22 protein-coding genes are annotated in these 26,405 nt (G+C 48.4%); 11 read left to right on the top strand and 11 right to left on the bottom strand.

Annotated features, from left to right (window positions below):
* The first annotated feature begins 179 nt into the window (after positions 1 to 179).
* The 5 genes from C7I86_RS03655 to C7I86_RS03635 all read left to right on the top strand — a co-directional run bounded on the left by C7I86_RS03655 (position 180) and on the right by C7I86_RS03635 (position 5,764).
* Positions 180 to 2,525 (top strand): ribonuclease R family protein, encoded by a 2,346-nt coding sequence (locus C7I86_RS03655; protein ID WP_010871910.1) that lies wholly within the window; start codon positions 180 to 182, stop codon positions 2,523 to 2,525.
* A 128-nt stretch (positions 2,526 to 2,653) separates the two neighbouring features.
* A complete protein-coding gene (locus C7I86_RS03650) occupies positions 2,654 to 3,040 on the top strand; it encodes a hypothetical protein (RefSeq protein WP_010871909.1) in 387 nt (128 codons plus the stop codon).
* Positions 3,041 to 3,248: 208 nt separating this feature from the next.
* Positions 3,249 to 3,533, top strand: coding sequence for a hypothetical protein (locus C7I86_RS03645; RefSeq protein WP_010871908.1), 285 nt, complete (start codon positions 3,249 to 3,251; stop codon positions 3,531 to 3,533).
* A complete protein-coding gene (locus tag C7I86_RS03640) occupies positions 3,530 to 3,904 on the top strand; it encodes a putative toxin-antitoxin system toxin component, PIN family (RefSeq protein ID WP_010871907.1) in 375 nt (124 codons plus the stop codon). The genes C7I86_RS03645 and C7I86_RS03640 overlap by 4 nt, the downstream gene beginning before the upstream one ends.
* Positions 3,905 to 3,964: 60 nt before the next feature.
* On the top strand, positions 3,965 to 5,764 hold the full coding sequence (locus C7I86_RS03635; protein WP_010871906.1) for an FAD-dependent oxidoreductase: 1,800 nt from the start codon (positions 3,965 to 3,967) through the stop codon (positions 5,762 to 5,764).
* On the opposite strand, the gene C7I86_RS03630 is transcribed toward C7I86_RS03635, so the two are convergent.
* Positions 5,686 to 7,074 carry a glycosyltransferase family 39 protein gene (locus C7I86_RS03630; protein WP_223211341.1) on the bottom strand — a complete coding sequence of 463 codons (1,389 nt, stop codon included), beginning with the start codon at positions 7,072 to 7,074 and terminating at the stop codon, positions 5,686 to 5,688. The two genes, C7I86_RS03635 and C7I86_RS03630, sit on opposite strands and share 79 nt — an antisense overlap.
* Positions 7,071 to 7,940: a dihydropteroate synthase gene (gene folP, locus C7I86_RS03625; protein ID WP_010871904.1), complete on the bottom strand. Its 870-nt coding sequence runs from the start codon at positions 7,938 to 7,940 to the stop codon at positions 7,071 to 7,073. Before folP ends, C7I86_RS03630 begins: the two co-directional genes overlap by 4 nt.
* A 169-nt stretch (positions 7,941 to 8,109) precedes the next feature.
* Between folP and C7I86_RS03620 the strand changes: the two genes are divergently transcribed.
* From C7I86_RS03620 to hemW, 3 genes are read left to right on the top strand one after another with little or no spacing between them, the layout of a single operon-like run.
* Positions 8,110 to 8,661: a hypothetical protein gene (locus tag C7I86_RS03620; protein WP_010871903.1), complete on the top strand. Its 552-nt coding sequence runs from the start codon at positions 8,110 to 8,112 to the stop codon at positions 8,659 to 8,661.
* A gap of 39 nt (positions 8,662 to 8,700) precedes the next feature.
* Complete coding sequence (locus C7I86_RS03615; RefSeq protein WP_010871902.1) at positions 8,701 to 9,303, top strand: nicotinate-nucleotide adenylyltransferase; 603 nt, start codon at positions 8,701 to 8,703, stop codon at positions 9,301 to 9,303.
* On the top strand, positions 9,300 to 10,538 hold the full coding sequence (gene hemW / locus C7I86_RS03610; RefSeq protein ID WP_010871901.1) for a radical SAM family heme chaperone HemW: 1,239 nt from the start codon (positions 9,300 to 9,302) through the stop codon (positions 10,536 to 10,538). Before C7I86_RS03615 ends, hemW begins: the two co-directional genes overlap by 4 nt.
* A 92-nt stretch (positions 10,539 to 10,630) precedes the next feature.
* Here hemW and C7I86_RS03605 read toward each other — a convergent pair whose 3' ends face one another.
* The 3 genes from C7I86_RS03605 to fabD all read right to left on the bottom strand — a co-directional run bounded on the left by C7I86_RS03605 (position 10,631) and on the right by fabD (position 12,864).
* Positions 10,631 to 11,086 carry a YbjN domain-containing protein gene (locus C7I86_RS03605; RefSeq protein ID WP_231848049.1) on the bottom strand — a complete coding sequence of 152 codons (456 nt, stop codon included), beginning with the start codon at positions 11,084 to 11,086 and terminating at the stop codon, positions 10,631 to 10,633.
* A gap of 72 nt (positions 11,087 to 11,158) precedes the next feature.
* Positions 11,159 to 11,701 (bottom strand): PleD family two-component system response regulator, encoded by a 543-nt coding sequence (locus tag C7I86_RS03600; protein ID WP_010871899.1) that lies wholly within the window; start codon positions 11,699 to 11,701, stop codon positions 11,159 to 11,161.
* A gap of 281 nt (positions 11,702 to 11,982) precedes the next feature.
* Positions 11,983 to 12,864, bottom strand: a complete 882-nt coding sequence (gene fabD, locus C7I86_RS03595; RefSeq protein WP_010871898.1) for an ACP S-malonyltransferase — start codon at positions 12,862 to 12,864, stop codon at positions 11,983 to 11,985.
* 188 nt (positions 12,865 to 13,052) lie between these two features.
* Between fabD and C7I86_RS03590 the strand changes: the two genes are divergently transcribed.
* Both C7I86_RS03590 and C7I86_RS03585 read left to right on the top strand, forming a co-directional pair.
* A complete protein-coding gene (locus C7I86_RS03590; protein WP_010871897.1) occupies positions 13,053 to 15,290 on the top strand; it encodes a heavy metal translocating P-type ATPase in 2,238 nt (745 codons plus the stop codon).
* Positions 15,291 to 15,518: 228 nt separating this feature from the next.
* A complete protein-coding gene (locus C7I86_RS03585) occupies positions 15,519 to 16,274 on the top strand; it encodes a hypothetical protein (protein ID WP_010871896.1) in 756 nt (251 codons plus the stop codon).
* Positions 16,275 to 16,327: 53 nt separating this feature from the next.
* Here C7I86_RS03585 and C7I86_RS03580 read toward each other — a convergent pair whose 3' ends face one another.
* From C7I86_RS03580 to C7I86_RS03560, 5 genes are all read right to left on the bottom strand, one after another.
* Positions 16,328 to 18,109 carry an ABC transporter ATP-binding protein gene (locus tag C7I86_RS03580; protein ID WP_010871895.1) on the bottom strand — a complete coding sequence of 594 codons (1,782 nt, stop codon included), beginning with the start codon at positions 18,107 to 18,109 and terminating at the stop codon, positions 16,328 to 16,330.
* 253 nt (positions 18,110 to 18,362) lie between these two features.
* A complete protein-coding gene (locus C7I86_RS03575) occupies positions 18,363 to 20,681 on the bottom strand; it encodes a hypothetical protein (protein ID WP_020861510.1) in 2,319 nt (772 codons plus the stop codon).
* 156 nt (positions 20,682 to 20,837) lie between these two features.
* Positions 20,838 to 21,920: a prepilin-type N-terminal cleavage/methylation domain-containing protein gene (locus C7I86_RS03570; RefSeq protein ID WP_010871893.1), complete on the bottom strand. Its 1,083-nt coding sequence runs from the start codon at positions 21,918 to 21,920 to the stop codon at positions 20,838 to 20,840.
* Positions 21,871 to 22,347, bottom strand: a complete 477-nt coding sequence (locus C7I86_RS03565) for a prepilin-type N-terminal cleavage/methylation domain-containing protein (RefSeq protein WP_010871892.1) — start codon at positions 22,345 to 22,347, stop codon at positions 21,871 to 21,873. The genes C7I86_RS03570 and C7I86_RS03565 overlap by 50 nt, the downstream gene beginning before the upstream one ends.
* Before the next feature lie 48 nt (positions 22,348 to 22,395).
* Entirely contained in the window at positions 22,396 to 23,538 is a 1,143-nt protein-coding gene (locus C7I86_RS03560) for a Tfp pilus assembly protein FimT/FimU (RefSeq protein ID WP_010871891.1), read from the bottom strand.
* Between the two features lie 555 nt (positions 23,539 to 24,093).
* On the opposite strand from C7I86_RS03560, the gene C7I86_RS03555 reads away from it, so the two are divergent.
* Positions 24,094 to 24,714: a Crp/Fnr family transcriptional regulator gene (locus tag C7I86_RS03555; RefSeq protein WP_223211340.1), complete on the top strand. Its 621-nt coding sequence runs from the start codon at positions 24,094 to 24,096 to the stop codon at positions 24,712 to 24,714.
* A gap of 142 nt (positions 24,715 to 24,856) precedes the next feature.
* On the opposite strand, the gene C7I86_RS03550 is transcribed toward C7I86_RS03555, so the two are convergent.
* Entirely contained in the window at positions 24,857 to 26,164 is a 1,308-nt protein-coding gene (locus tag C7I86_RS03550; RefSeq protein ID WP_010871889.1) for a DUF58 domain-containing protein, read from the bottom strand.
* Between the last annotated feature and the right edge of the window lie 241 nt (positions 26,165 to 26,405).

The raw sequence follows: 26,405 nt of genomic DNA, 5'->3' as shown, positions 1-26,405 counted from the left end.
CACTTTCCAGGGATTGGTGGAGGGGGAACACCGCGCCAAAACATCTGTACACCTGCAGTTGACATAGTTCAGTACTTTACTGAGGGCGGATTTCCATTACAAACTTCATGGTCAATGGCAAACCTCGACAATTCTAACGCTTCCCTTCACCCCGTAAGCCCACCTCAGGATTCAGTTTCATGGATTATTCGATCGCCACACTTTTGTCCTATTTTGTTGACGACAAATTAGTAGCGGGTAAGTTTCTCGAAAAAAAACTAGGTTGTGAGAGTCCTGAGGCCATAGAAGCCCTACAGATTGCCCTCGATGCCCTGGAAAAAATGGGGGTACTAGTCAAAGAAAGGGGTAAATATAAGCGGGTGACCAGGGAAGATGTGGTGGAAGCCCGGCTGCGTTGTTCCAGTAAGGGTTTTTGTTTTGCCATCCAAGACGATGAAGATGCCACCGATATTTACGTCCGGGAAGGGAATCTCAGCAATGCCTGGAACGGCGATCGGGTTTTGGTCAAAGTGATTAAGGACGGTACCCGCCGCAAGTCCCCCGAAGGAGCAGTCCATCTCATTCTCGACCGAGCCAATCCTTCCCTGTTAGCGCAGGTGAAAAAAAGCGAAGATAATTACCGGGCTGTGCCGCTAGATGACCGCCTGCTATTTGAGCTGGAACTTCAGGATAAGGAGCAAAACCTCGGAGAAGCGGTAGATCATCTCGTTCATGTTTCCGTTCTCCGTTATCCCATTGCCCAGCACCCGCCCCTAGGCGAAGTTACTAAAGTGTTAGGCAGTGACGCTGAAGCCGCCGCCGACACCGATATCGTTTCCTGTAAACATGATTTGCCCCTAGGTTGGACTCCCGAAGCCATCGAAGCTCTGCAAAGTTTGCCCAAAGTGATTGAACCAGGGGAACTGAAAAAAAGGCAGGATTATCGCAAGCTCCAGTTAGTTACCTTTGGCGATGGTCCCCGGGGGGAAACGTTACCCTGGCAAGAGGTGGCCCTGAGCTTAGAAAGCCAAGCAAACCAATGGCAAGTAGGCATTCACATCACCGACATTGCCCACTACATTGCCGAAGATAGTCTGTTGGACCAGTTAGCCCGTAAACGGGGCACCACCGTGTACCTAGAAGAACAGATTTGCCCCCTGTTCCCCGAAGGTTTGATCGGGCGCTGTTCTCTCATTCCCGACGAAGATCGTCTGGCCCTATCCTTCTTTCTCACAGTGGATGACCGGGGGGAAGTAACAGGGTTTGAATACCACAGCAGTGTGGTCAAAGTCGATCACCAACTAGACTTCAGCGAAGTGCAAACAGCCTTGGCGGACATTGAATCCGTAAGTGGCGAGTTGAAACCCTACGGCGGCCTGCTCCAGGAATTATTTTTCCAAATTTGCCCCCTGATTAAATCCCAACGGCTACAGCGGGGGAGTTTTAACCTCCAAACAGAAACCGCTTCCCCCCGCCTGGATGAGGGTCGTTTGGGGGTGATCATGACCCAAGAAACCCTGCCCATTCGTAGTTTGTTAGCAGAATTGATGGTGGTGTTGCAGCGAGAAGTAGCTCTCCAACTGCAAGCCCTGGGCATACCTGGTCTCTACTGTGGCCAGGTCGCACCGGAAGCTGAAGATCTAACGGACATTGTTAAATTAGCGGAAAACCTCGATTTAGGCGTAAAAATTGACCTAGAAGGGGACATTATTCCCCAGCATTACCATCACCTCAGCCAAGCATTTGAATCCCTGCCAGCTAAAGCGGTGTTGAACCATTTGCTGGCTAATACTCTCAAAATCGAAAAGTATTTTAGCCATCCCGCTCCCCACTTTGCCCTTGCCTATGATTCCGGTTATACCCACTGTGTTTCTCCGGCCCAACGGTATGGGGATTTAGTAATACAACGATTGCTGAAACTCGTCTTAACAGAGGGGCGCGATCGCCGGACCAAACAAATGAAAACCGGGGTAGAGCTCAATGCCCACACCTGCCGTAACCAAATTAGCTGGAATGTGTTGCCCCCCAACCTCCAAGAAACCATTGAAGGGGATTTGCACCAGTTGGTGTTGGGACTCAATGACCGGGAACAAACTGCCGAAGATGCCGAAAAAGATCTATTGGGGCTGAAAAAAGCTGAAAAAATGAAAGCCCGCACCGGGGAAATCTTCCGGGGCTTAATCACTGGAGTCCAGTCCTATGGCTTCTTCGTGCAAATTTTCGACCTGCTGGCTGAAGGCCTCGTCCATGTTAGTTCCCTCAAAGATGACTGGTACGAGTTCCGCAGTCGCCAATGCGCCCTAGTGGGTCGTAAAAGTCGTACTTCTTACCGCTTAGGCAATGAGGTGGACGTACAGGTGCGCAGTGTGGACTATTACCGTCAACAAATTGACCTTGGAGCGGTTAATAATGCCCCCAAAGACTCCGCCAATATGGATTTTGATGATGATGACGAAGATGGGGACGAGCGGGAGGAACAAGACACCATGGATTGGGATGCCATGGAAGATGGCGATGATGATGAGGGAGGGGCGGTAATTTTCTAGTTGTTGCCTAGGGCCAAAACCTGCAAACCAACGCAGACTAAGGTAAAGGCCATTGTCGCCTGGTCAAAAGTTGTTAAAATTTAACAATTCGCAATAAATTTTAACAATTATCCCAGGAGCAACGATCAATGGCCGGATTATTTGGCTTATTTGGTAAAAAGGCACAGTACGTCGAAGATATTGAAGCCAACCCCAGTCCTCAGCCAGAAAAAAAAGAGGCATTTTTTCTTGAAAGCGACGATGCCAAAAGCTTGGGCAATGCCGAATACATGCGGACTCCCATCAAAATTAAACGGAGTTTTCCTAAAACTCTCAACTCCCAGGGAGGGGAAGTGGTCAAGGAGATTTCTGCCATGGAGGTGAAAAAAATCCAGGCTAATGGTCAACCGGCCCCCAGTACCAAAATGGATTCCGCCCCATCCCAGGCCAACTCTACCCCGGCCAACAACGATCGCCGTTCCAACGACAATAGTTTGGACATGTTCCGCCAGATGGCTAAGGATTTGAAAAAGTAAAATGGTAAGGGGTAGCGAAAATTTCTGAGATTTTTCGCAAACAAACCATGGCCGGGTGCATTGACATTGCTCTAATGGCAGAGGAATTTGGGCACTCGGTCAACATTTACCAAAAGCCATTGTAGTTCTGGCAGGTCAAGCATTAAACTTTTGTCTGGGCTGGGTAACCTATGATGGTAGTGGCAATCTTTGCTTTTCCTTCCAGACCATGAGCACCATCGAGCAAGTTCTCACCGCTACTGTTACTGCAGAACAGACCCTAGATCTTCCCCCGGAAATTAAAGCCAAACTAGTTCCTGGTGAAAGCTACAAGATTACAGTTCACGAAGACAAAATTGAGCTAAAACGAGTTCCTGCTTTTGATTGGGAAAAGTGGGAGCATAGTTTACGGCGTAATGGTGAGGAACTTACCGATGAAATCATGGAAGAAATTTGCGAATTAGTGCGAGAAGTGCGTCGTGAAAATCGCCTTGAGAGCGAATCGGCATTATGAAGGTCGTCCTAGATACAAACCTTTGGCTTTCCGGGTGGTTATGGCAAGGGTTACCAGGTAATCTCATAAAATTAGCTCGTAAAAAAGAAATTTTGACCTGTACTTCCGTAGAAATTTTGCAGGAAGTGGAGAAAGTTCTAAGTTACCAAAAGCTGCAAAAAAGGCTCGCATTACTGTCTTTAACGACAGAAGAAATTCTACTTGCGATGGGCGAAATTTCTACTATTTATCCTATCCATCCCCTAGAAGTTCCCGAACTGCGGGATCCTCGGGATCCTAAAGATGCCATGGTTTTGGCCACGGCGATCGCCTCCCAGGCTGATGCTATTATCAGTGGTGACACTGATTTACTCGTCCTAGAAACGTATTAAAATATTCCTATTTTGACGGCAAAACAATTTTTAAATAGTCTGTGATTTCCCAGAAACATTATGGCCATTGCAACAAAATCTATTGCCCGATTGACCACAGATATTTTGGTGGTGGGAGGTGGCACTGGGGGCACGGCGGCGGCGATCCAGGCGGCCCGACGAGGAGTAAAAACCATCCTTGTTAGCGAAGGGCCCTGGTTGGGAGGTATGTTAACTTCCGCTGGAGTGTCTGCTCCCGACGGCAATGAATTGGCCGCTTGGCAAACGGGGCTATGGGGAGAGTTTTTAAGGACTTTGACGGTCCAACAACCCGGGGGTTTAGACCATAGCTGGGTGAGTTTATTTACTTTTGATCCCCGTCTAGGGTCCAAAATCTTCGCTGATTGGGCGGCAGAGTTGCCTAATTTAACTTGGATTGCCAATCAATGCCCCATGGAAGTGGTAAAAAATGGCGATCGCCTGGTGGGGGTGAGATTTCCAGACTATGAAATTCGAGCTAGGGTAATTCTGGATGGCACAGAGTTGGGGGATTTACTAGCCCTGGGAGATATTGGCCACCGTTGGGGTTGGGATTGGCAGGATAAATTTGATGAACCCAGTTGTCCGATTGCTCCCAATGAGATGACAGAAGAGTATCCAATACAGTCCCCCACTTGGGTATTTTTGCTACGAAAAACAACTAATAATCAAACAAATATCATTGCTGAACCTACTATTGATGTAGCCCAAGATTTTACCCATACTTGGCAGAACTATGGAGAAAAAGATTTTTTAACCTATGGCCAATTACCCGGCGAGCATTATATGATTAATTGGCCGATCGCCGGCAATGATTATGGCAAAGATTTAAACCGTTTATTGGGCGGTGAAAAGGAAAAGCAAACCTATTTAAAGGAAGCTTATCAATATAGCTATGCCTACGCCTATTACCTCCAAAAGCATCATTCAGAAAACTTAGAATTAGCCACAGGAATTTTTCCACAAACTGGAGATATTTCCACCGCCTTTGCTCTCCATCCCTACTATCGGGAAAGTAGGCGCTTAAAAGGTCAGCAAGTTATTACAGAAAGGGATATTTTACCCCAGGGTCAGGTAGCATCCCTGCCAATTTATAACCAAAAAGTTACTAGCATTGGGGTGGGAAATTATGCCAACGATCACCACTATCCTGGCTATGAATTTCCTCTTACTCCCAAATCCTTAATTTGGGGCGGAAGATGGACGGGAACCCCCTTTACCATTCCTTTTCCAGCTCTTTTATCTCCGACAGCGCGGGGCTATTTACCCTGTGAAAAAAATATTTCCGTCAGTCACATGGCCAATGGCAGCACCCGTTTACAACCCCTAGTTATGAACACAGGGCAAGCAGTGGGAATGATAGCGGCTTTAAGTGTGGAAAAAAATTGTGACCCCCAGGACTTAGACGTGCGGGATGTGCAGGAAGCCCTGATTGGCGATCGCCGGGCCCCAGCGGCGGTTATTCCCCTATTTAATTTAGTTCCCGACCACCCCGAATGGCGGCAATGGCAACAATATTATTTGGACAATCCTGATCAGTATCCCCCCTCAGGCCATTGTCCCGTGGATGTTAATCTGGCTCAATTGCCCTTATCTAAAAGTCAATCTGTTTACACCGGCGAGCTGCAAAAAAGTGAACACCAAACCTATCAGTTAATCTGCCAACAATCGGGCAAAATTCTCAAAGTGATTACGGAACGACCGGAAGTGGCGGAGCAATTAATCAACCACGCCAATGGCAAAAAAATTACCTTAGGAGGTCGTTATAATTCCGCCGGCAATTGGTTAGTGGTGGAAACCGTAGAAACTATCACATCAGGCAAAGACCTAGGGGGCAGATAGCTTAAGGGGGTATAGATAACCAAAAACAGGCAGACGAATAGTCCCCAAAAAAGCACATTGATAAACTCCGGTTGCTGACGGTCTAACAACAGGGAAGTCATCACCAAGGTTAAAGACAATAAAACTAGTACCAATATGGTGATTACACCATCCCGGGCAGTCCAACTGGCTAAATTGCTCCTGCCATAGGAGAAATGAATAGCTATGGCCCCCAAGGCAGTCAAACCGGCTAGGGTCAGGAAAAATCGACGCCACCAGGGAGTATAAACCAAAGTACTAGCTCCTCGGCGTATTTCAGCTAAGGTCAATCCTGCTGCCAATGCCAAAACTACTAACAGGGGCATCACCAAGGAAGTGCTGGCCCAGGGAGAAATGATGACTAACATACCGTACACTCCCCCTTGGCAAAGCAGGAAACGGGCCCAACTCCAGGGCAATGCTTGTTGGGCCCGGGGAAAAGTATTCAGAGCAAAAATTAGACCGGGGGAACTTGCCAGTAGCCAGAGCCAGCCCCTTAACTTTAGGGGCCAGGGAGAGCCACCAATGACCATTATCGAGTCCACAATTTCTCCATGGAGCAAGAAACCATAGCCCAGCCACCAGGAGATCGCCGGTAGTAAACCTAAAACTAGACCAAACCCAAATAGGGGTGAAGATTTTAAACGGGGTGTATCCCAATGGAGAAAAACTAGACTAGTGGCAAATAGTACGATGGAAGTAGGCAAATTTGTTAATGCCAGGGCACTGAGGGTCAGACCCAAGGGTAAGCCTCCCCTTAAATCCCGACGGCAAAACAGTGCACTAGCTAGACAGGCAATGGTTAACGGTAAGACAAAACTGTTAATGCTAGCTACCCTGGCCCAATAAACCACAGTGGGGGCAGTGCCATAAACTACTAAAGTGAGGAAGGCGGGCAAACTGCGGCTGTACAGTTCTTTGCCCAGCCAATATAACAACGGCAAACTGGCCCCATTGAGCAAAGCTCCCAGTAAACGATCGCCCCATAATTCATGGCCAAAAATCATTTGACTAAGACTAATTAACCAAATGGGCAATGGCGATCGCCCTAGGTTCTCAAACAAGCTAGTTGGAGTAAAGCCGTAATTTTGTAGTGTTGCCCGCCAATAATGGGCTGATTCAACTAAATTTGTTTCCTCTCCCCGCCGTAGGTTATGGAAGTCTAGCCCCCAACAGAACAATAGAGCGATGGGGACCATCACCAGAATTAAGCCCGACCATTCCTCTAGGGCCCAACGCTGGAGTTTTTGCCCCAGATTTTCCATTAACTTCCTTAAGTTAGGCTTACTCATCGCCATAGGGCATCTGCAACCTTACATATCTGGGCCATGGCTTCCACATCATGGACTCTGACTATATCTGCTCCCCCGGCGATCGCCCGACAGCAGGTCGCCCCAGTACCCCAAACTCTTTCCTTCGGATCAGGTTGGTCAAGAATTTTGCCAATGAAACTTTTCCGGGATGGCCCCACCAATAGGGGAAAACCAAGTCTTTTTAGCTCCGGTAACTGGCGCAGTAGGGTAATATTTTGCTCAGCGGTTTTAGCAAAGCCAATGCCTGGGTCAAGGATAATCTGTTCGGGCAATACGCCGTAATGGCGGGCTAGATCTACTTGGGCGCTGAAAAACTGCCTCATTTCCCCGATTAAATCCCCATAATCCGTCAAATTTTGCATAGTTTGGGGGTTACCCCGTATGTGCATCAAAATAATCGGAGCCTTGTGCTGGGCGGCGACCGCCAAAATTTCTGGTTCAAAGGTAGCTCCGGAAATATCGTTGACCATATCCGCTCCGGCTTGGAGAGCTTGTCGTGCCACTTCCGCCCTGGTGGTATCGATGGAAATGGGAATGTCTAATTCTTGCCGGAGAGCTTGGATAATCGGAATAGTGCGCTCTAATTCTTCCTTCAAGCTAACAGTTTCTGCCCCCGGTCGGGTGGACTGGCCGCCAATGTCAATAATGTGTGCTCCCCCCTGCACCATGGTTTTAGCCTGGTGGATGGCCGTTGGTAGAGAGTTAAATTCGCCCCCATCACTAAAACTGTCCGGCGTAGTATTCAAAATTCCCATCACATAGGTGCGTTTGCCCCAATCAAAAAGGGTTTGGCCCACCGGGAGGGGAGGGGGAAAATAATCACTCAATTGATCCAACTGGTCCATAGGTTATCGGAGGGAAGTTTGGAACGCCGGGATAGCTCTTGGTAGAATGTATCCCAAGGGCAATGCTAGTTGGACGGTGTTTGCTGGCTCCAGCGGTGGCAAAGCCTAATGATCCTAACAATACAATTTTCGCTGATTATTTCGGGTTCTATCCCCCAGTTTCCTAACCATGCCCCTGCATTTCGCCGCCTTGATTCCCATTGACAGCTTGTTTTCCACCCAAGGCATTATGGTGATGCTGTTGGGGGCCTATGCCTTGGCTATGTGGTTATTTCTCACCAGTGCCCCCAAGGTGTACACAGTGATGGTGTCGGACCTGGCGATCGCCAAAGCATTTTATGAAGGTTTGCTGGAGCTAGCCGTGGCGGACGTGCCTCTGCATTATTACTACAACTATGAACAAACCCTAGGTACTGCGGGTTGGGACTCATTTTCCATGGCGGCTAACCCCCAAATTCCCCCCGAGAATCGCTACAGTGCCCAGGACGGGCTTTGGTATCAGTTGAAAAAAAATACCCAACTGCACATCATTGGTGGGGCTAGCTTTGGCAGTAACAATCGCCAACGCCATGTCTGTTTTGACCACGATTGTTTGGAGCAAATTTTTCTGCGGGTGCAATCTCGCCGTCTCCGCTATAAAGTACGCAGTCGCAAGCCGTTGAATTTTTTGGTCAAGGATTACGATGAGCGGGTAATTGAGCTAACGGAAGTGAAAAATTAATTGTTCGGAGACGAAAGTAATATAAATTCAAACCCCTTCGTGAAAATAGCCCTTTTTGGCACCAGCGCCGATCCCCCCACCCTAGCCCACCGGGCCATCCTCATTTGGTTAGCTCAACATTTTGACCAAGTAGCGGTGTGGGCCGCCGACAATCCTTTTAAGCAAGGCCCCAATCCCGAAACAGGACACTGGGCCAGCCTGGGCGATCGCCAAGCAATGTTGAAGCTGTTGGTGGAGGATGTACAGAAGGATTACGCCACAGTGCAAATTTGGGAAGATTTGAGCGATCGCCGCAGTTTAATTAGCCTGCAACGGGCCCAACAAAGATGGGGGCTGGAACCGGATTATGCCTTGGTGGTGGGGGCAGATTTAATTCGGCAAATTTCTCAATGGTACGCAGTAAAAGAATTATTGCCCGCTGTCCAATTGGTGATTTTTCCCCGGCCGGGCTACGGCATTAATCAAGCTGATTTGGATAAATTGGCCCAGTTAGGAGGGCACTACCAATTAGTTAACCAAGGCGACGATCAAGCCATCACTCCCCCCATTTCCTCCAGCATTTACCGGCAAATTCGAGACGACGATCTAATTCCAGATCCGGTGCAAAGCTACATTCAACAAAGGCAACTTTATCGCCAGTGAATACAGGTACATATTTAATGCCCACTGCCGCCTACATTCACATTCCCTTTTGTCGCCAACGCTGTTTTTATTGTGATTTTCCTATTGCTGTGACGGGTTTCCAGTCTTTAACCCTGGACGGTTGGGTGGGGGAATATGTGGAAGCAGTATGCAGAGAAATTGCGGGGCAACAACACCAAGGCCAGCCTTTACAAACAGTTTTTTTTGGTGGAGGCACCCCTTCTTTATTGCCGATCACCGGTTTGGAAAAAATTTTGCTGGCGGTTGATCAATATCTGGGCATTGCCCCGGACGCTGAGATAAGCATTGAAATTGATCCTGGCACCTTTGACCAAGTTCAATTGCAAGGCTATAAAAATTTGGGCATTAACCGCTTTAGCTTGGGCGTACAGGCTTTCCAAGACAATTTACTGGCCCTTTGTGGCCGCCACCACCGTCGCCGGGACATCGATCAAGCCCTCACGGCGATCGCCAAGGAGAATATTGAAAATTGGAGCTTGGATTTGATTACGGGGCTACCGGAGCAAACGGCAGCAGATTGGCACAGTTCCCTAACCTTGGCTCTAGCCGCAGGGCCTAAGCATATTTCCTGCTATGACTTAGTGTTGGAACCCCAAACCGTTTTCGACAAATGGGAACAGCGGGGGAAATTGGCTGTACCTCCCCCCGAACGCAGTGCTGATTTTTATCGCCATGGCCAAGAAGTATTAACCCAAGCCGGTTTCCACCATTACGAAATTTCCAACTATGGCCGCCCCGGCCACCAATGTCGCCATAACCAAATCTATTGGCGTAATTTGCCCTACTACGGTTTAGGCATGGGGGCCACCAGTTACATTGACGGTAAGCGTTTTGGCCGGCCCCGTACGAGAAATGGCTATTACCAATGGCTAGAATCTTGGCTCAATCAAGGCTGTCCCATTCCGGGGGAAAGGGTTTCTCCGTTGGAAAATTTGTTAGAAAGCTTGATGTTAGGACTAAGGCTGACCGCTGGGGTAACGTGGGCCCAACTGCCTTCGGTTAATCAGACAGAAAAGGCAAAAATCCTTGCTACCCTAACTTCCTTTGGCGATCGCCGTTGGCTGGAATTTTATGGCGAGGATAACCAAATGCTAGCCCCGAACCAGACCACAACGGAAACGGTGCAGAGGTTTTGCTTCACTGATCCGGAGGGAATTTTATACTCCAACCAGATCCTTAGCGCTCTGTTTGCGGCTCTGGAAGAAGATTTTTAGTTGGTTAATACTTGACTTTAGCGGCAGTTCCCTCCTTTCCAAGGGGGGCTAGGGGGGATTAAGCAGCCAAAACTCAACTTTTCAAACACGCTCTAAGCGCCGTATTTTTCCTTCAGGCGATCGTCATGGTCATCGGCCAGGGTAGCAACGAGGGTAATGGCCCGGGAAATTTCGCTGGGGGAAAGATCCGCCACAGTGCGCTGATGGAGAGCCACTAAATGATTTTCCCGTAGAGCAAAACAGGCTTCAAAGGTATCTGACCAATTTAATTGCATCACTTCCGCCAATAATTGGCCTGGATCTGTTGGTAAGGGCATTACCTCGGCCCAGACCCGAAACAGATCATTTTCCCCTTCTCCGGTAAGCTGTACTAGCACTTCCACACTGCCATAGGCAAATTTCCAGATGCTGCCCTGGTCGTTATCTTGCACAAAGGCGCTATTTTCCTGGGCCATGCCGGAAATAACCGTTTCCACTACATCGTGATGACTAGCAGGGGTCATTTCATCCATGGTGGGGTTGGCTAACTCTGGTGTAGGGGATGCCATAGTCATACTCTCAACTTCTCAACACAAAGGTTTCACCCCAAGTCTAACGGTCAACAGGCCCAATAGCATAGCCTAGGAAAGCCGTTGCTTGATGAAAGTTACTAATTGCCCCAACTGTTTTTTCAACAGGTCAATTTCGCCGTGCATTTGGGCTACCTGTTGTTTGAGTTGTTGCACTTCAGCGGCCAAATCTCCGGCTGGGGCAGCGCCACTGGCAACGGCGGCCACAGGAGCGTGTTTTTTAGCTTTGATCATGGCCTCTTTGATGGCGGCCACCAATTCCCGTTGCTCAAATGGTTTTTCCACAAAAGCAAAATACTCGAAGGGTTCGGGAATTTTTTCGAGCACTTCTTCCTTCCGACCGGACATCAACACCAAGGGAATAGCCTTGAGTTCGGGGCGTTCCTGCACCGATTGAAACACTTCCCAGCCACTCATTTTGGGCAGGAGAAAGTCCAACATAATCAGGTTGGGCCGCTCACTCTGGATCAGATTAAAACCTTCGAGGCCGTCCTTGGCTTCAATCACCTCGAAATTTCCCTGGGGCAACATATCCTTAACTCGCATACGGATAACTTTGCTGTCATCGATGACTAGAATCTTGTGGGCAGACACGATAGACTCTCCTTCGAGAAAATGGGGTGAAAAACAGCTGTGGCAGACTTGTTGGATGCTGCCAACCCGTCAAAATTCTTGCTTGCTCTGTTCATCTTAGAGGAATTTGGGGTGGGAACAAACTCCCAGAAGGTCAATGTTAGCAAGCCTAGACGGGAGAAGGGGAACCATAGGATCATGGTTGAGAAGTCCCTGTGATCCTTTGATTATGGGCAGAATCTAATTCCAAAGCCTCCCAGTATTGGGGAATTTAGGGGATAAATCCAGACTTTTCCGTCACCCTACAGGGAATTCAAGTCGTCTAATTGGCCAATATTTTTCAGGTTCAGATCAGGGCAAGTTCGTTTACATAGACCAGTCAGTACTTTGCCTGGGCCCACTTCCCAATAATCCGTTGCCCCAATTTCTCCTAGGTTAACCATGGTTTCCCGCCAGCGCACGGAACCGGTCATTTGTTGAATTAGTTTTTCTTTCAGGCGATCGCCGTTTTGGGTAGGGCTAGGATCAACGTTGGAGAGTACGGGCACAGTGGCGTCGTTGAAATGGCAAGCTGTCAGGGTTTGGGCGAAGGATTGGGAAGGTTGGGCCATAAAGCTGGAGTGGAAAGCACCGGAAACCTTCAGAGGCACGGCTCGGCGTGCCTTGACGTTGGCTAAAATTGCTTCTACACCGGCCACAGTACCGGAAATTACTACCTGTTCGGGGCTGTTATCGTTAGCTAATACAACCTCTGTATTATCCGTCAGGGCTTGCTGTAACTGGGTTTGATCGAACTTCATCAGGGCGGCCATCATGCCCCCGGAAGCGCTGGCCATCACCTCTGACCGTTGTTTAACCAGTTGCAAACCCGTGGCAAAATCAAATACCCCAGCGGCGTAGAGGGCGGAATATTCCCCCAGACTATGACCGGCTACGTAATCGGGCTGAAAACCTTTATCCCTGAGCAAATCAGCCAAAATTGCTTCAATAACGTACAAACAGGGTTGGGTATTTTGGGTCAGGGCCAGGCTAGCTTCATCCCCTTGGCATTTTTCCACCACTGACCAGCCAAGAATTTCTTCGGCTTGCTGATATTTTTCCTTGGCGATCGCCGTTGAGAGCAGATCTACCCCCATGCCCACAGCTTGGGAACCTTGGCCGGGGAATACCCATGCAGTTTTCATGTACTTATCTCAGTAAATTAAAAAATTAAAAATTTGGTCACTGCCAAAGAGTTCCACTGCTGACATCGTCCGTCTTTAGCTAGGCAATTATACCAAGGCGGGGCCCGGAGCTATTCCTGAGCTTGCCAATGGGCGGTGGCTAAAATTGAAGGTAAGCTTTTCTTTGTACTGAGTATTACCGATTAACCATGGCCCAAACCATCAATCTGCAACTAGAGGGAATGCGCTGTGCGGCCTGTGCTTCCAGCATTGAACGGGCGATCGCCAAAGTGCCGGGGGTGCAGTCTTGCCAGGTGAATTTTGCCCTGGAGCAGGCGGTGGTCAGTTATCACGGGGAAACGACCCCCCAAATCCTCACAGATGCGGTGGAGCGAGCGGGTTACCACGCTAGGGTGCTTAAACAACAGGTTTTATCTTCCCAGCAAACCGAGGATAGGAAACCCGTGTTTTCGGCCAAATTGGTAACGGGGTTAGTAATCAGCGCTGTGCTCTTTTTTGGCTCCTTGCCCATGATGCTGGGGGTAAATATTCCCCATTTTCCCCATATTTTCCATGATCCCTGGTTGCAATGGTTATTGGCTACGCCGGTGCAGTTTTGGTCTGGAGCGGAGTTTTATCGGGGAGCTTGGAAATCCGTTAGAACCCGCAGTGCCACCATGGATACCCTTGTAGCCTTGGGCACCAGTGCGGCGTATTTTTACTCCGTAGCCATTACCCTCTTTCCCCAATGGTTAACTAGCCAAGGGTTAGCAGCCCACGTTTATTTTGAAGCGGCGGCGGTGGTGATCACCCTGATTCTGTTGGGGCGGTCGTTGGAACAGCGGGCCCGGCGGGAAACTTCAGCAGCGATCCGTAAATTAATGGGGCTACAACCCCAAACAGCACTCGTTAAACGGGGGGAACACTGGGAAACAGTGGCGATCGCCGAGTTGGCAATTAACGATGTGGTGCGGGTGCGGCCGGGGGAAAAAATTCCGGTGGATGGCGTGGTGGTGGCGGGAAATTCCACTGTGGATGAATCGTTGGTGACGGGGGAAAGTTTTCCGGTAGATAAAACCGTTGGGACGGAAGTGATTGGGGCCACGTTGAATAAAAGCGGCAGTTTAGACATTCAAGTCAGCAAGTTGGGCCAGGATTCCGTGCTCGCCCAAATTATCCAACTGGTACAGCAAGCCCAAGCTTCTAAAGCTCCCATCCAGCACTTTGTTGACCGCATCACCCACTGGTTTGTCCCCACAGTAATTGTGGTGGCGATCGCCGCTTTTTGTATTTGGTGGCTGACCACGGGCAATATTACCCTGGCGGTGTTGACCTTGGTGGAAGTGCTGATCATCGCCTGTCCCTGTGCGTTGGGCTTGGCCACGCCTACGTCTGTGATGGTGGGCACGGGTAAAGGGGCGGAGTATGGCGTGCTAATCAAAGAAGCTAGCAGCCTGGAAATGGCGGAAAAATTAACTGCTATTGTGCTGGATAAAACTGGCACGTTAACCCAGGGCAAACCCAGTGTGACCAACTTTTTTACTCTGTCCCCCACTTCCACGGAGGAAAGTTTACAGTTAATCCAATGGGCGGCCAGTGTGGAGCAATATTCCGAACATCCCCTAGCGGAAGCGGTGGTTAATTATGGTCAATCCCAACAGGTTAGTTTGCTAGAGATAGACAATTTCCAGGCGATCGCCGGTTGTGGGGTGGCAGGACAATGGCAGGGGCAATGGATACGATTAGGAACGTCCAATTGGTTAACCGATTTGGGGGTAACTGGTACGGAGCATCAACCATGGCAAAGTCAGGCCCAGCAATGGGAAAAGGAACAAAAAACCGTTATTTGGCTGGCAGTGGACACGGAAGTTAAAGCTCTATTGGCGATCGCCGATGCCATCAAACCATCCTCTCCCCAGGTAGTACAGGCTCTGAAAAAACTGGGTTTATCCGTTTATATGCTCACTGGAGACAACCAAGCCACCGCCCAAGCCATTGCCGACACAGTGGGTATTCGCCATGTGTTAGCCCAAGTGCGCCCCGGCGATAAAGCCCAACAGGTGGAACAGTTGCAACAGAAGGGAAATATCGTCGCCATGGTGGGGGATGGCATTAACGATGCTCCCGCCCTGGCCCAGGCCGATGTGGGCATAGCCATTGGTACTGGCACCGATGTGGCGATCGCCGCCAGTGATATTACTCTGATTGCTGGAGATTTACAGGGAATTTTGACCGCTATCAAGCTGAGCCGGGCCACCATGGGTAATATTAGACAAAATCTCTTCTTTGCGTTTATTTACAACGTGATCGGCATTCCCGTAGCTGCTGGGCTGTTCTATCCCCTCTTCGGTTTACTGCTCAATCCCATCCTGGCTGGGGCCGCCATGGCCTTTAGTTCCGTTTCCGTGGTGACCAACGCTCTGCGTCTGAAAAAATTCTGTCCTTAGGGTATGGCTAAACTTTAATTTTTTTGGTAATGACAATCGGTAAAAGGATCGTTTATTATGACAGCTATCGGCTCTAGTCAATATATCTGTTTTTTTGACGTTGCAAGCGATGATTTTGCTGGATTTTGGGGTCTAGGGGGCTGGTAGGAACTGTTTTTTCCGTATGTGCGTCCCCAACCTGCCAGTATCTCTTTACTTTAGGCTAATCTTTTTTGTGAATTCACTGTCATGGCTCAATCCCCCTGTTCCCGATTGCTAGGCGAAATTTTAAGGGAAGCTGACCTCATTACCGAGGCCCAGATACAGGTTGCTCTCCAGGACCAACAATATTCCCCTCTGCCCATTGGCGAAATTTTAGTGGTGCGGGGCTGGTTACACCAAGAAACAGTGGACTTTTTTGCCGAATCCTGGCCCCGGATGGTCAAAACCCGCGATCGCCGTCCCCTGGGTTATTACCTACAGCAGGCCTATTTACTCCAAGAGGATCAGGTTAATTTAATCCTGGAAGAACAGCGCAAATTGGGGGTTAGATTTGGTTCAGTGGCGGTGCTCAAGGGTTGGGTAAAACAAAAGACCCTTGATTATTTCCTCGAACATTTGATGCCAGAAGCAATAACCACTTCTGCTTTTCAAGGTCGAAATACCCAGAGCAACATCGCTTTTGTCCGGGATACTCGCCTACAAACGGAAACAGGCTACGAAACCAAGGGAATGGGCGATCGCCGCGCCCCCGTCAACACCCCTTCTCGGGACCGAGTCACCCCCTCCCGTGCAAACGATAATGGTGGACGTATTATCCTTAATCCCTTTGCCAGTAATTCTGGTAACGGGAAGATACGCACAGGTAAAACCAAGTCAACCCAAGGTAGTAGCAGTTCTACCACCAATTCCAACCGGGAGGATTTCGACCTAGCTTCGGTTTTGGCAGATGGCGCTAAATCCACTGCAGAAAAGGATTGGGAAGAGCGCATCTGGATCGATTAGTCCCATTGGGTAAGGGTAAGGATTTCAAAAATCCGATTATCTCCGGACTGGAGCTAACTAACCCCACTCCTTAGCCCCGTTTGCACCCGCCACAGTTTGGCATATAGTCCTTGGTGAGCCAGTAGGCTTTCGTGGCTGCCCATTTCTTGTACCATGCCGTTTTCCAGCACGTAAATTTGATCGGCATAGCGCACAGTGGAAAGGCGATGGGCAATGGTAATGGTGGTGCGATTTTTGGTGATTTTTTCCAGGGAACGGACAATGGCCGCCTCTGTTTCGTTGTCCACCGCTGACGTGGCTTCATCCAAAATCAGAATGGGAGGATTTTTTAAAATAGCCCTGGCGATCGCCAACCGTTGCCGTTGACCACCGGAAAGTTTTTGTCCCCGTTCGCCAATAATGGTGTCGTAGCCCTGGGGTAACTGGTTGATGAATTCCTCTGCCTCCGCTAGGTTGGCCGCCCGTTCAATTTGGGCCAAAGTGGCGTCAGCACTGCCGTAGGCAATATTCTCCCGCACCGTACCGTGGAATAAAAACACGTCCTGGCTTACTAAACCGACACTGCGCCGTAAATCCCCCAGGAAATATTTCTTCAGATCCACCCCGTCTAGGAGAATGTCACCGCTATCCCATTCGTACAGTCGCAGTAATAGTTTGACCAGAGTGCTTTTTCCCGACCCCGTTGCCCCCACAATGCCGATGGTTTGCCCCGCCGGTACCCTTAGGGAAACATTTTTCAACACCGCTGAACGATGGGGATAGGCAAAGCTAATATTTTGGAAAACTAATTCCCCTTGCACCTGGCTAGGATGGAGGCTTAATTCCCCCGGATGAGCTTGAATAGGAGTTGCTAAAAGTTGCATCACCCGCTGGGTGGAAGCCATGGCCCGTTGATATAAATCCAGAGTTTTGCCCAAACCCGTCAGCGGCCAGAGTAGTCGTTGGGTTAAAAAGACCAACATACTGTAACTGCCCACCGCCAAATTACCCCGCACCGCATCCAAACCACCGAAGTAGAGAATGGTGGAAAAACCGGCAAAAATAATCACCCGAATTAAAGGCACAAAGGCCGCACTCAAGGCGATCGCCCGTTGATTACTGTCCCGATAGGCATCACTGTCTTGCCGGAGCCGTTCCACCTCTTCCGCTTCGGTGGCAAAACTTTTGATGGTCATAATGCCGCTGAGGTTATTGGACAAACGGCTGTTCAAATTACTGACCTTTTCCCGCACTAGGGCATAACGGGAAGTGAGCAAAGACTGAAAATAGATCGACCCCAACAGCACAAAGGGCATGGGCACCACCGCCATCCAAGCAATGTCCGGGGTAATGACAAAAAATGCTCCACCAATCACCACCACTGTGGTCAGCACCTGCAAAATTTCGTTGGCCCCCACATCCAAAAACCGCTCCAACTGGTTGATGTCATCGTTGAGAATGGCCATCAGCCGCCCCGTACTCCTTTCCTCGAAATAGGCCAGGTCTAGCTGTTGCAAATGGGCATAGGCATCCAGGCGCAGATCGTGTTGGATATCCTGGGCGAGGTTACGCCAAAGCCGCTCGTAGGCATACTCAAAAATTGATTCCAGGGCCCAAATAACCGCCGAAGCCACCGTCAGCACCAACAGTTGGCTTTGTACGGAAACAATGCCCCAACGGGACAGGAAAGAATCCTGCTGTTTGATCACCACATCCACGGCTAAACCAATTAGGGCCGGGGGAGCCAGATCAAAAATTTTGTTCAGCAATGAGCAGGTTACCGCCCAGTAAATTTTGGCACGGTGGACCCGGCTGTAATTTAAAAGGCTGAGGAGGGGGGCAATGGGTTTAGTCACAGAGTCGGCAAAGACAAAAAACGATGATTCTAGGCTGAGGCACCATCTAACACAGTACAGCGGAAGTCCTTTTTCTGCCCAAGGGTATGTTTGAGAAGTTTAGGGTGATGTATTTCCCCCAAAAAGTGACCCATCCCCAAATTCTCTCTCTAGGGCCGATTAGTAGCCATTTTCAGACGCCAAAAAAATGCTCAAATGTAGCCATTGAAATAGTGGTCTCCTGGACTAGTTACGGGAGATAAATATACAAGTTTTACTGGTCAAAATTACGGGAGAAGCCCTCTTGTTTCAGAAATACAAACCGGGGAGACAGGGGCGGTAAATTCTTGGCATTATTGAATCGGGTATCATAGCGCCAATCTCGATTGGGTGCACCATATACCTGATTGCTCCATCGCCCCGTAACCCGCTCGGGTAATCCTGTACTAACAAAAGATCCTCTGTAGGTCAGGGTTCTCCCACCCCAATTTTCGTGGAAACGGGGATAGTTTTCTAGCCCACCATTGTAGCCGGGAGTCAGAGTTGAGTTAGTTATATCTGTACCAGCCAAAAATGCCGTGTTAACTGTTGTATCCTCCGAGACTGGGGCCGTCGTAAGAGAAGCTTTATTGAGCTGGAAATCATTATTAAGTCGTAAACGTGAAAGAACATTTAACGAATCAGCCAGTACACTTGCTGGTTGCCAATTGACAGTGTTGTAATTTCCCACCACATAGACTGCCTGATCACTGACAAAGGTTAAACCTGTGGGATCAAAGTTATTTGTAGTTTCTGCCAATCCTGGCAATTGCCTGCCCCCAACCAACACAAATCCGTAGGGACTAGCATTGGTGTTGGGGTTTGGGGTAGCACTGGCACTAACAGTGGCATGAAAAACTAAACCATTACTACTGGTGTCGGAAGCCGCTAAACCTAAGTTTTGGAAAGAATTCAGAGGAGCGGCATTATCTGCTGTGGCCGTGGTAAATAATAGTTGATTGGCAGAAATTAAGCCTGTACCAGCATTATCAAGATACCATCCCTGAAAATTCCAAACGGTCAAACTTTCTAAATTTATTTGAAGCAGGCGCATGGTTCTCGGATTACCTCCGTCACGCTCGCGGTTATTCACAAAGCTTAGTCCAGTAGCGGTGTAACCAGTGGCGGCAGGATCCCTATACTGAATGGGGGCACTGATAAAACAACCACCAGCTAAATCAGCAATTTGATTGGGAGTCAAAGGCAGTATCAAAGTTTGTTGAGCAGTATTCAAAGTCCCGAAGAGAATATTTCTTATCCCTGTTAATGCAGTAGTGTTGGCATTTAAGTTGAGAGGATCAATATCAGAAAAACGAACATTGGTAGCGGAAAAAGGAACTGGGATAGTTTGAGAGAGAATTGCTATACGGAGTGTATCTGATAGACCAGTTGGTAGAGTCGCAATTTGAGCTGGAGTCAGACTTGAACCAACACGAGTACAAACTCCTGCTGTTACTGCTGCCCCTGTTGCCAAAACGGGCTGACGTAAACTGGCCAATTGAGCATTGGTCAGCGTTGTAGAAGTTCCAGCGCCAAGCGCATCGCGTTTAGTAGCTGTGACATCAAACGGAATTATGGTCGTGCCAATACCAGGAACATTAACACCAGTTTTCTCTGGAGCATAAACAAAGTTGATATCAGCTTGTTGAGCATAGTTACCCCCAACCCCCAAGGTACTAATGGTGGGAATGGACAATGCCTCTACCCCCAGTTGTACTTGGCTTCCCCAACTGGCATTAACATTAGCCGGATTCATGGCCGCTGTTGTTTGGGTAGTGCCTCCAGTCCCTCCAGACAACAAATTAATCAAAGTTCCTGCTCCATTAGCAATTCGTACCCGGCCATCAGGATAAGTAGAATTATCATTTTTACGATGATTAAAAAGCTGATTACCAACTGTGACTTGCCCTGTAATTGTCAGACCGTTGGGTGCATTGTTGTTAGCCCCCAGAAAAAGATCGCCATTAGTGTGAACCGGACCTTCTAAGTCCATGCGGGCACCAGGCAAAATTTCTAAATCGTTGGCGTAGAAAGCGGCAAACTGAAACATGGGAATTTGCCTACTTTTTACCACCATTTCGGTCATGGCAATTACTTCGTCAGGGCTAGCACCTTCTTTAGCGCTAACTGCACTGATGGCATAGCGACTTTCCAGCATATTCAATCCCTGAAAAGTATCCCCTGGGGGCACTGTGCCCTGGGTAGCCACGCCATTGTTTTCTGGTACCACATAGCTGTAAGCCAGAATATTGGCTGTAGCGTCATCGGGGGAAGCAAAACTCGCCACCTTGCAACGGAAATCCCCGGTCCCCAAGTTAGACTGCTGTAGGCATTGGTCTAAAGAGCTAGGACTGGTGCCGCTAGGATTTCTATCACTCAGAAAAACTTCCCGTAATTCTTCTACCCGCATATTCAGGGCTCCTTCTGCACCGTAGAAACCACTACTTCCTATGGCAGTTCCTTTAGACGATAGGGTATGAAGCTTGGCTAAAATAGCATAGGCTACCAACAAACCGGAGAGGGTAATTAGTAGAGATACGACCAAAAAGAGCATATAACCCCTAGGGTTACTCTTAGGATTTCTAGAGAATAAAAATAGAGTCAGACGAAGATTACCAATCGCTTTATTTTTCATGACTTTAGTGAGTAAAAATAGCTGTAAGCAGAGTTATAAGAAGATAGAATAGACAAAAAATTAGGCTATATTGCTCTAGAAGTTAATCAAATTCCGTGGATAAAAAGTCTGAGTTTGGGATTTACCATTAATCTGGCTAACATTGCTGGCGGATAAGCCAGGAGTATTTTCGCCAATGCCGGGACGACTGGTAACGTTAATACCATTAATTTGGGACCAATTGTAGGTTGTAGTTAGGGCAGGGGCGCAGGTAAAAGTGCTAGTTTGGGGAAGAAGTCTAGTGCAATCGGAAGGAGTATTGTTTTGTATGACTGTGGCGGTAACAGTAAACTGACCGACGTTGTCAATAACATCAATGGAAACCCCATCAATAGTTGCTTGCAGAGTAGTTCCATTGAGGCGATAGCCCCGTTCTTCTAGAATTAGCAATTGGGTTGATCCGCCGGCAGTGTAATTATTAGTAAGGTTTCCCGTAACTCCAATGGCAGCCGAAGCTACCTGCCCTGAGGTTGGAGTCCCTGCGATGGCACTTCCCCCTGCGTCATAAATTGCTTCACTGGCATAGTTAAGAAATTCTCCTTGCCCATTGCCGTTGTAGATATAAACCCGTAGGTTGCCGCCATTGCTCTCTCGATAGCTTTTCCACTGGGCCAAATCATCAGGATAATTGTCTCCATTGCCATCTACAGGAGCACAACCAGCGGGAGGAATTTCAGGGGTTTTAGTACTGTCATCAGTGGATCGCAAGACAGTAATTTCTGTCTGGGCACCAGCGGTTACATCTTCACAAACCCTCAATCTGGTGGCTATTTTTAACTGACGGACAACGATTTCTGAATTAGTCGAACCAGTGGGAAAAGGTTGAATAGAAATAACTGGAAAGTTGGGATCTGTGCCAATACCTTCCCCCGCTTGGGTTATGGTGGGGCCCACTATTTCAAATACCGTTTTTAGATTTTGATTGGTGTCATTTTTAGCCGCGTCTTTTAAATACATTTCACGATTTACGGAGAAGGCAAAATAAGCTAGCTGAATTAAAATGCCGCCGATAATTACCCCAACAATTAGTTCAATCAGGCTCACACCACGGTTATTTTTTTGCTTGAATTTAGGAGCGGAGACGAGAAAAAACAGTTTGTACACGATAGATGGTTTCATTGGGATTATGGGGGGCTTTAACTTCAATTAAAATTTGGCGGGCAAAATCGTTTTCTCCCACCGTTGTGGAACAAGTCCCGTTGGGATTATCAGGATTCAAAATACTGCTTCTCGTGCAAATATATTGGTCAGCTTGGTATTTATTCCCGTTTTGTTCAGGCAGATTGGTTAATACTGTTTTGCCTAACTGGGCGTCCAACTCAGTCATGCTTTGACTACGGAGGTCATTCATCACGCTATTCGCTACGGATGTGGCACCGGTGAGTTGGCGGTTTTTTGCGTTCTGTAGGCCAAAGTTCATAAAAGCAGGCAACATTGCCGTTAAGGTAATGCTCAGGACAATAAGAGAAACCAGATTTTCCGTCAGGGTAAATCCACCCTTCATCGGTCTAGGATTGAAAATTTTCCATAGTTGTTTTGCTGACATGAACTGAGATCCTGTAACTAAAAAATGTTTGGTTGAGAATGTAGGAAACTATTTTTTACCCTCATTTTCTTTGCTGTCTTTCTCCTTCTCTTCTTTTTCTTTTGCTTCTTTCTCGGCTTTCTCTTTTGCTTCTTTCTCGGCTCGGCAAGGAGCACCTGGAGCTCCGGTAGGACATTCATCGTTATCCTTGTCGTTGGGAGAACAACCTTCGGGGCCATTACCTACGCCGTTATTGCATTTTTCACTAGTGCCAGTTTCACCTCCGCTAGTTTCAGTTTCGCCGCCGCTAATTTCAGAGCCTTCACCACCAGTACCGCCTCCCCCTGTGGGACTTTCACTACTGGTGGGACTTTCAGAACCTGCACCGCCGCCACCGGAGCCGGAGCCCATGGCGATCGCCGTCGCATTCATCGCCCCACCGGGGAAAATTACCACCTTGGCTTCTTCATTGGTGCGGGGATTGGTTAAAACCAAATCAAGATTGCTGGTCATCATACCGTCGGCATCAAACAGGCTGACTAGACCACGGCTGTTAATGCAAATAGACCAATTTTCCTCCGCCGCATTGTCAAATTTCCCCACCATGCGGATATCTGCGTTGTTTTGGGAGACTTTCTTGTTGACATTGAGATCTTCGTCCAGAAAGGCACTGTCATTCTTCCAATTTTTCACAGTTTCCACCTTTGTCCCCACTGCTTTCTCCCCCACCGGAGCCCCAAGGGTTATGGTGCTATTGCCAAAATTAACCGAGAGCGCATCCGCTTCTGTCCCCCCCACCTTGAGGCGATCGCCAATGGCAAATCCACTCACATCATTCAAGGCAATGGTGGTATCGGTCGCTAGGGAGGCTTCCCGCAGAGTGGCATTGGCCTGGCAACTACCGCTTCGGATCCTTTGCACCTGGATTGCTTGACTAGGATTGTTGGGATTAGCAGTGATGCGATAGGTGGACGTACTATTTACTGCCCTAGTTCTAGCGGTCTTGATGACGCTCTGCAGGCGGTCTTGGCTATTCTTGAGCGGATTTTCGTACCATGGCTTAGCGTTGACCACAATCCCAGACAGAATGCCAATCACCACCACGACTACTACCAACTCCATGAGGGTGTATCCAGAAACAGGGGCAGTCCTTTGGTCGTTCCTAGCCAAAAGCAGAATTGAGCGGAGCTTGAAAAATGGAGACTTGTACATGGTCGATTGGGGTTTTTGGGAAGTCAGCAAAGACCGTGGGGAAGTCTTTTATTGGTTTTTCTGGGTCAAATTTCAGGTTAATAGCTAAGTGCTTAAAGCTCAAATAAAGGGATTTTAAATTTCTCTTAAAGGCAAACAAAGGGGTTCAAGTCACAGGGAATAGATGGGGGGGAGGGGGATTGTAGGAAGGTGAAGTATGGGCCTAAAAACGAAGTTTTAGAGAACATCTCTGGACTATTGCTAGTCAAATTAAACACATATTGTCATAGGATGGGTGACAACTAACATCACCTAGATGATAAGTTAATTTACAACAAATGATTGTTAGCCAGCTCACCAAAACCTGTGACAATAAACACCAAAACAGTTTACTTGTTTCTATAATTTTCCCTGAAACTGGGGTTTGAGAGGGTCTAGGGGAGAATTTAGTTATTGTTTGGATATATTGTCATGGCACCACAAAAGCCGTCAACAAAACAACTTAAACAGTTGGCCAGTGAGATTTCTTTTTTTCGGTCTATATCGAAAGATTTGTTGATCGCAAACATAAATTATTTGAGTTTTCGTAATTATCCCTGCAGTCAATCAATTTTATTTGATAACTATTACGGCGGGTCGATTTACTTTATCGCTGAAGGTTGGATCAAAGTATGTGCTATTGGTGAATCTTCAAAAAATAGTATCTATACTATTTATGGCCCGGATGAGATTGTAGGGGCGATCGCCGCAGTGGAAGAAGACTGGAATCCTAAGGAGGCGGTCACTCTGACTCCAGCCAAGATCTGGAGTATTCCCACCCAAGATTTTCTAAACTTGCTCAGGGAAGATCCCCAAGCCGGTATTCAGGTAGCGATTTTTGCATCTAAACGTCTTAGAAGACTCAACCAATATTTCCGCCTCAGGGAATCAGATAGCGTGACAAAAGTAGCCCATATTTTGCTGGAACTAGTGGGACATGGGAAAAAAACAATAAGCACCAAAAAGCATAGGGTATTAATACCGAATTTGCCCCATCGGGAAACAGCTATGCTCAGTGGAGTTACGAGGGAAACTGTCACCCGAACATTGGGTAAATTGGAAAAAAAAGGCCTGATTTTGCGCCAGGGGGCCACCATTGAAATTCTCAACTTGGACTTGCTGCAGCAACTAGTTAGTGGCAATCCCACTTCGATCTGATTTTGGTTAATTCCCCATGGGTCGAAAAGTCCGCTGGAGCGGTCAAGTTGCCGAGGCCAAACCTCAGCAGTTGCCCTTGTACGACTGGTTAATCTCCCCTAACCTTCCTTGATTCCGAATCTGGTAAACATACTTTGAAGGTCTAGAGCAGAGTGCGGGCTTTGAGTTGTAGGTAACGATCCACCAATTGTTCACTGACTTTGTCCGCCGGAGCATCCAACACTAAAACTCCTTTTTGCTTCAGCTTTACCAGGGCCAATTGCCGCTGTTGCAAAAGGTTAATGGCCACTGCTTGTTGATAGGCACCACTAACAGTAGTGGCCGGAGCATGGGCTAATTGATCCACCTGGGGATCCCGCAAAGTGACACAAAAGGGTAGATAACGGGGCGCTAGCTGGGTGAGGGCAGTGAGCAATTCCTGCGAAGCAGTGGGATCGATTAAATCGGTGATGCATACCACTAGGGCCCGTCGGGTTTGTTGTTGCACCAGTTTACCGATCGCCGCGCTATAATCCGGTTCCCGCAACACGGGTTGGAGGGGACTCAGGGTTTTTAATAATTTGGGTAAATACTGCAAACCCCGCTCCGGGGGTAACCAACTGACCACTTCCCGGTCAAAGACCCCTATCCCTAGGCGATCGCCACGATGGAGGGCCGCCACCGCCAAGGCTAAACTGGTATTCAACCCCCAATCAAATCGCTGTAATCCTTGCACCCAAGCGGTCATCAGCCGGCCTCGATCCAGCAAAATAATCACCGTCTGTTCCCGTTCTGGTTCCAACACCCGCATGAGGGGAATGCCCCGGCGAGCACTAGCTTTCCAATCTAAGTACCGTAAATCGTCCCCCGCCTGATAATCCCGTAGTTCCCGAAATTCCGTACCTAAACCGAGCTTCCGCATTTGTCTTAGGTTGCCCGTGGTAGCTTGGGCCAGGCGGATGGTCAAGGATTTTAGGCCGATTAAATCTGGGTGGACCGTCACCGTTTCTCCCTCCCCTACCGTCCATTGTTGCCAAGTCAGTTGCCAGGGACATAGTTGCCGCACATTCACCTTGCCCCAAACGTATTCCCCCCGCTGACGGGGTTGCACTTGGTAACTTAACTGGGTGCTTCCCTGGGGTAAAATTTGGGCTGTCTTTAACTCGTCCATGGCCAGAAATGGGGCGGGATAATCATCCTTGATTTTAGCGATCGCCGTGGGGCCAGAATTTTCCAGTGTGATGGTGACAGGGTTTTCCCGACCAATGGAAAGGGGTCCCAGAGGTTGCCGTTGCACTGTTATTTTTTGCTTTTTGCCTCGAACATAGTCAATGGCAGTCAGCAGCAACAGTAGTAAATCTGCTAAAACCAAGGCCCCCACTGCCCTAGGAACCGTATCAACTTGAGCTACCACCATAGCTCCACCGCCAATGAGCATTAGACAAATATAAAAGCGGAGAGTGGGAACCATGGCCTTACCGAAAACGGGGAAAAAATTTGATTACAACACCATTGTTAGAGCGTGTTTCAAAAGTCGAGTTTTGGCCGTTTAATCCCCCCTAGCCCCCCTTGGGAAGGGAGGAAATGTTACCAAAGTCTCCCTTTTTAAACCGGAGCCTTAGTGAGGAGATTTAGAGAAATACCTAGCCTTGCACTTTTCAAACACTTTCCAGTGGGGAAATTTGCGGTTAGCTAACCCCAGACCAACGCAT

The sequence above is a fragment of the Synechocystis sp. IPPAS B-1465 genome (assembly GCF_003015225.1).
In the GTDB taxonomy this organism is placed as follows: domain Bacteria; phylum Cyanobacteriota; class Cyanobacteriia; order Cyanobacteriales; family Microcystaceae; genus Synechocystis.
Note: the sequence above shows the minus strand (reverse complement) of the source record. Positions and strands in the feature narration are given on the sequence as shown.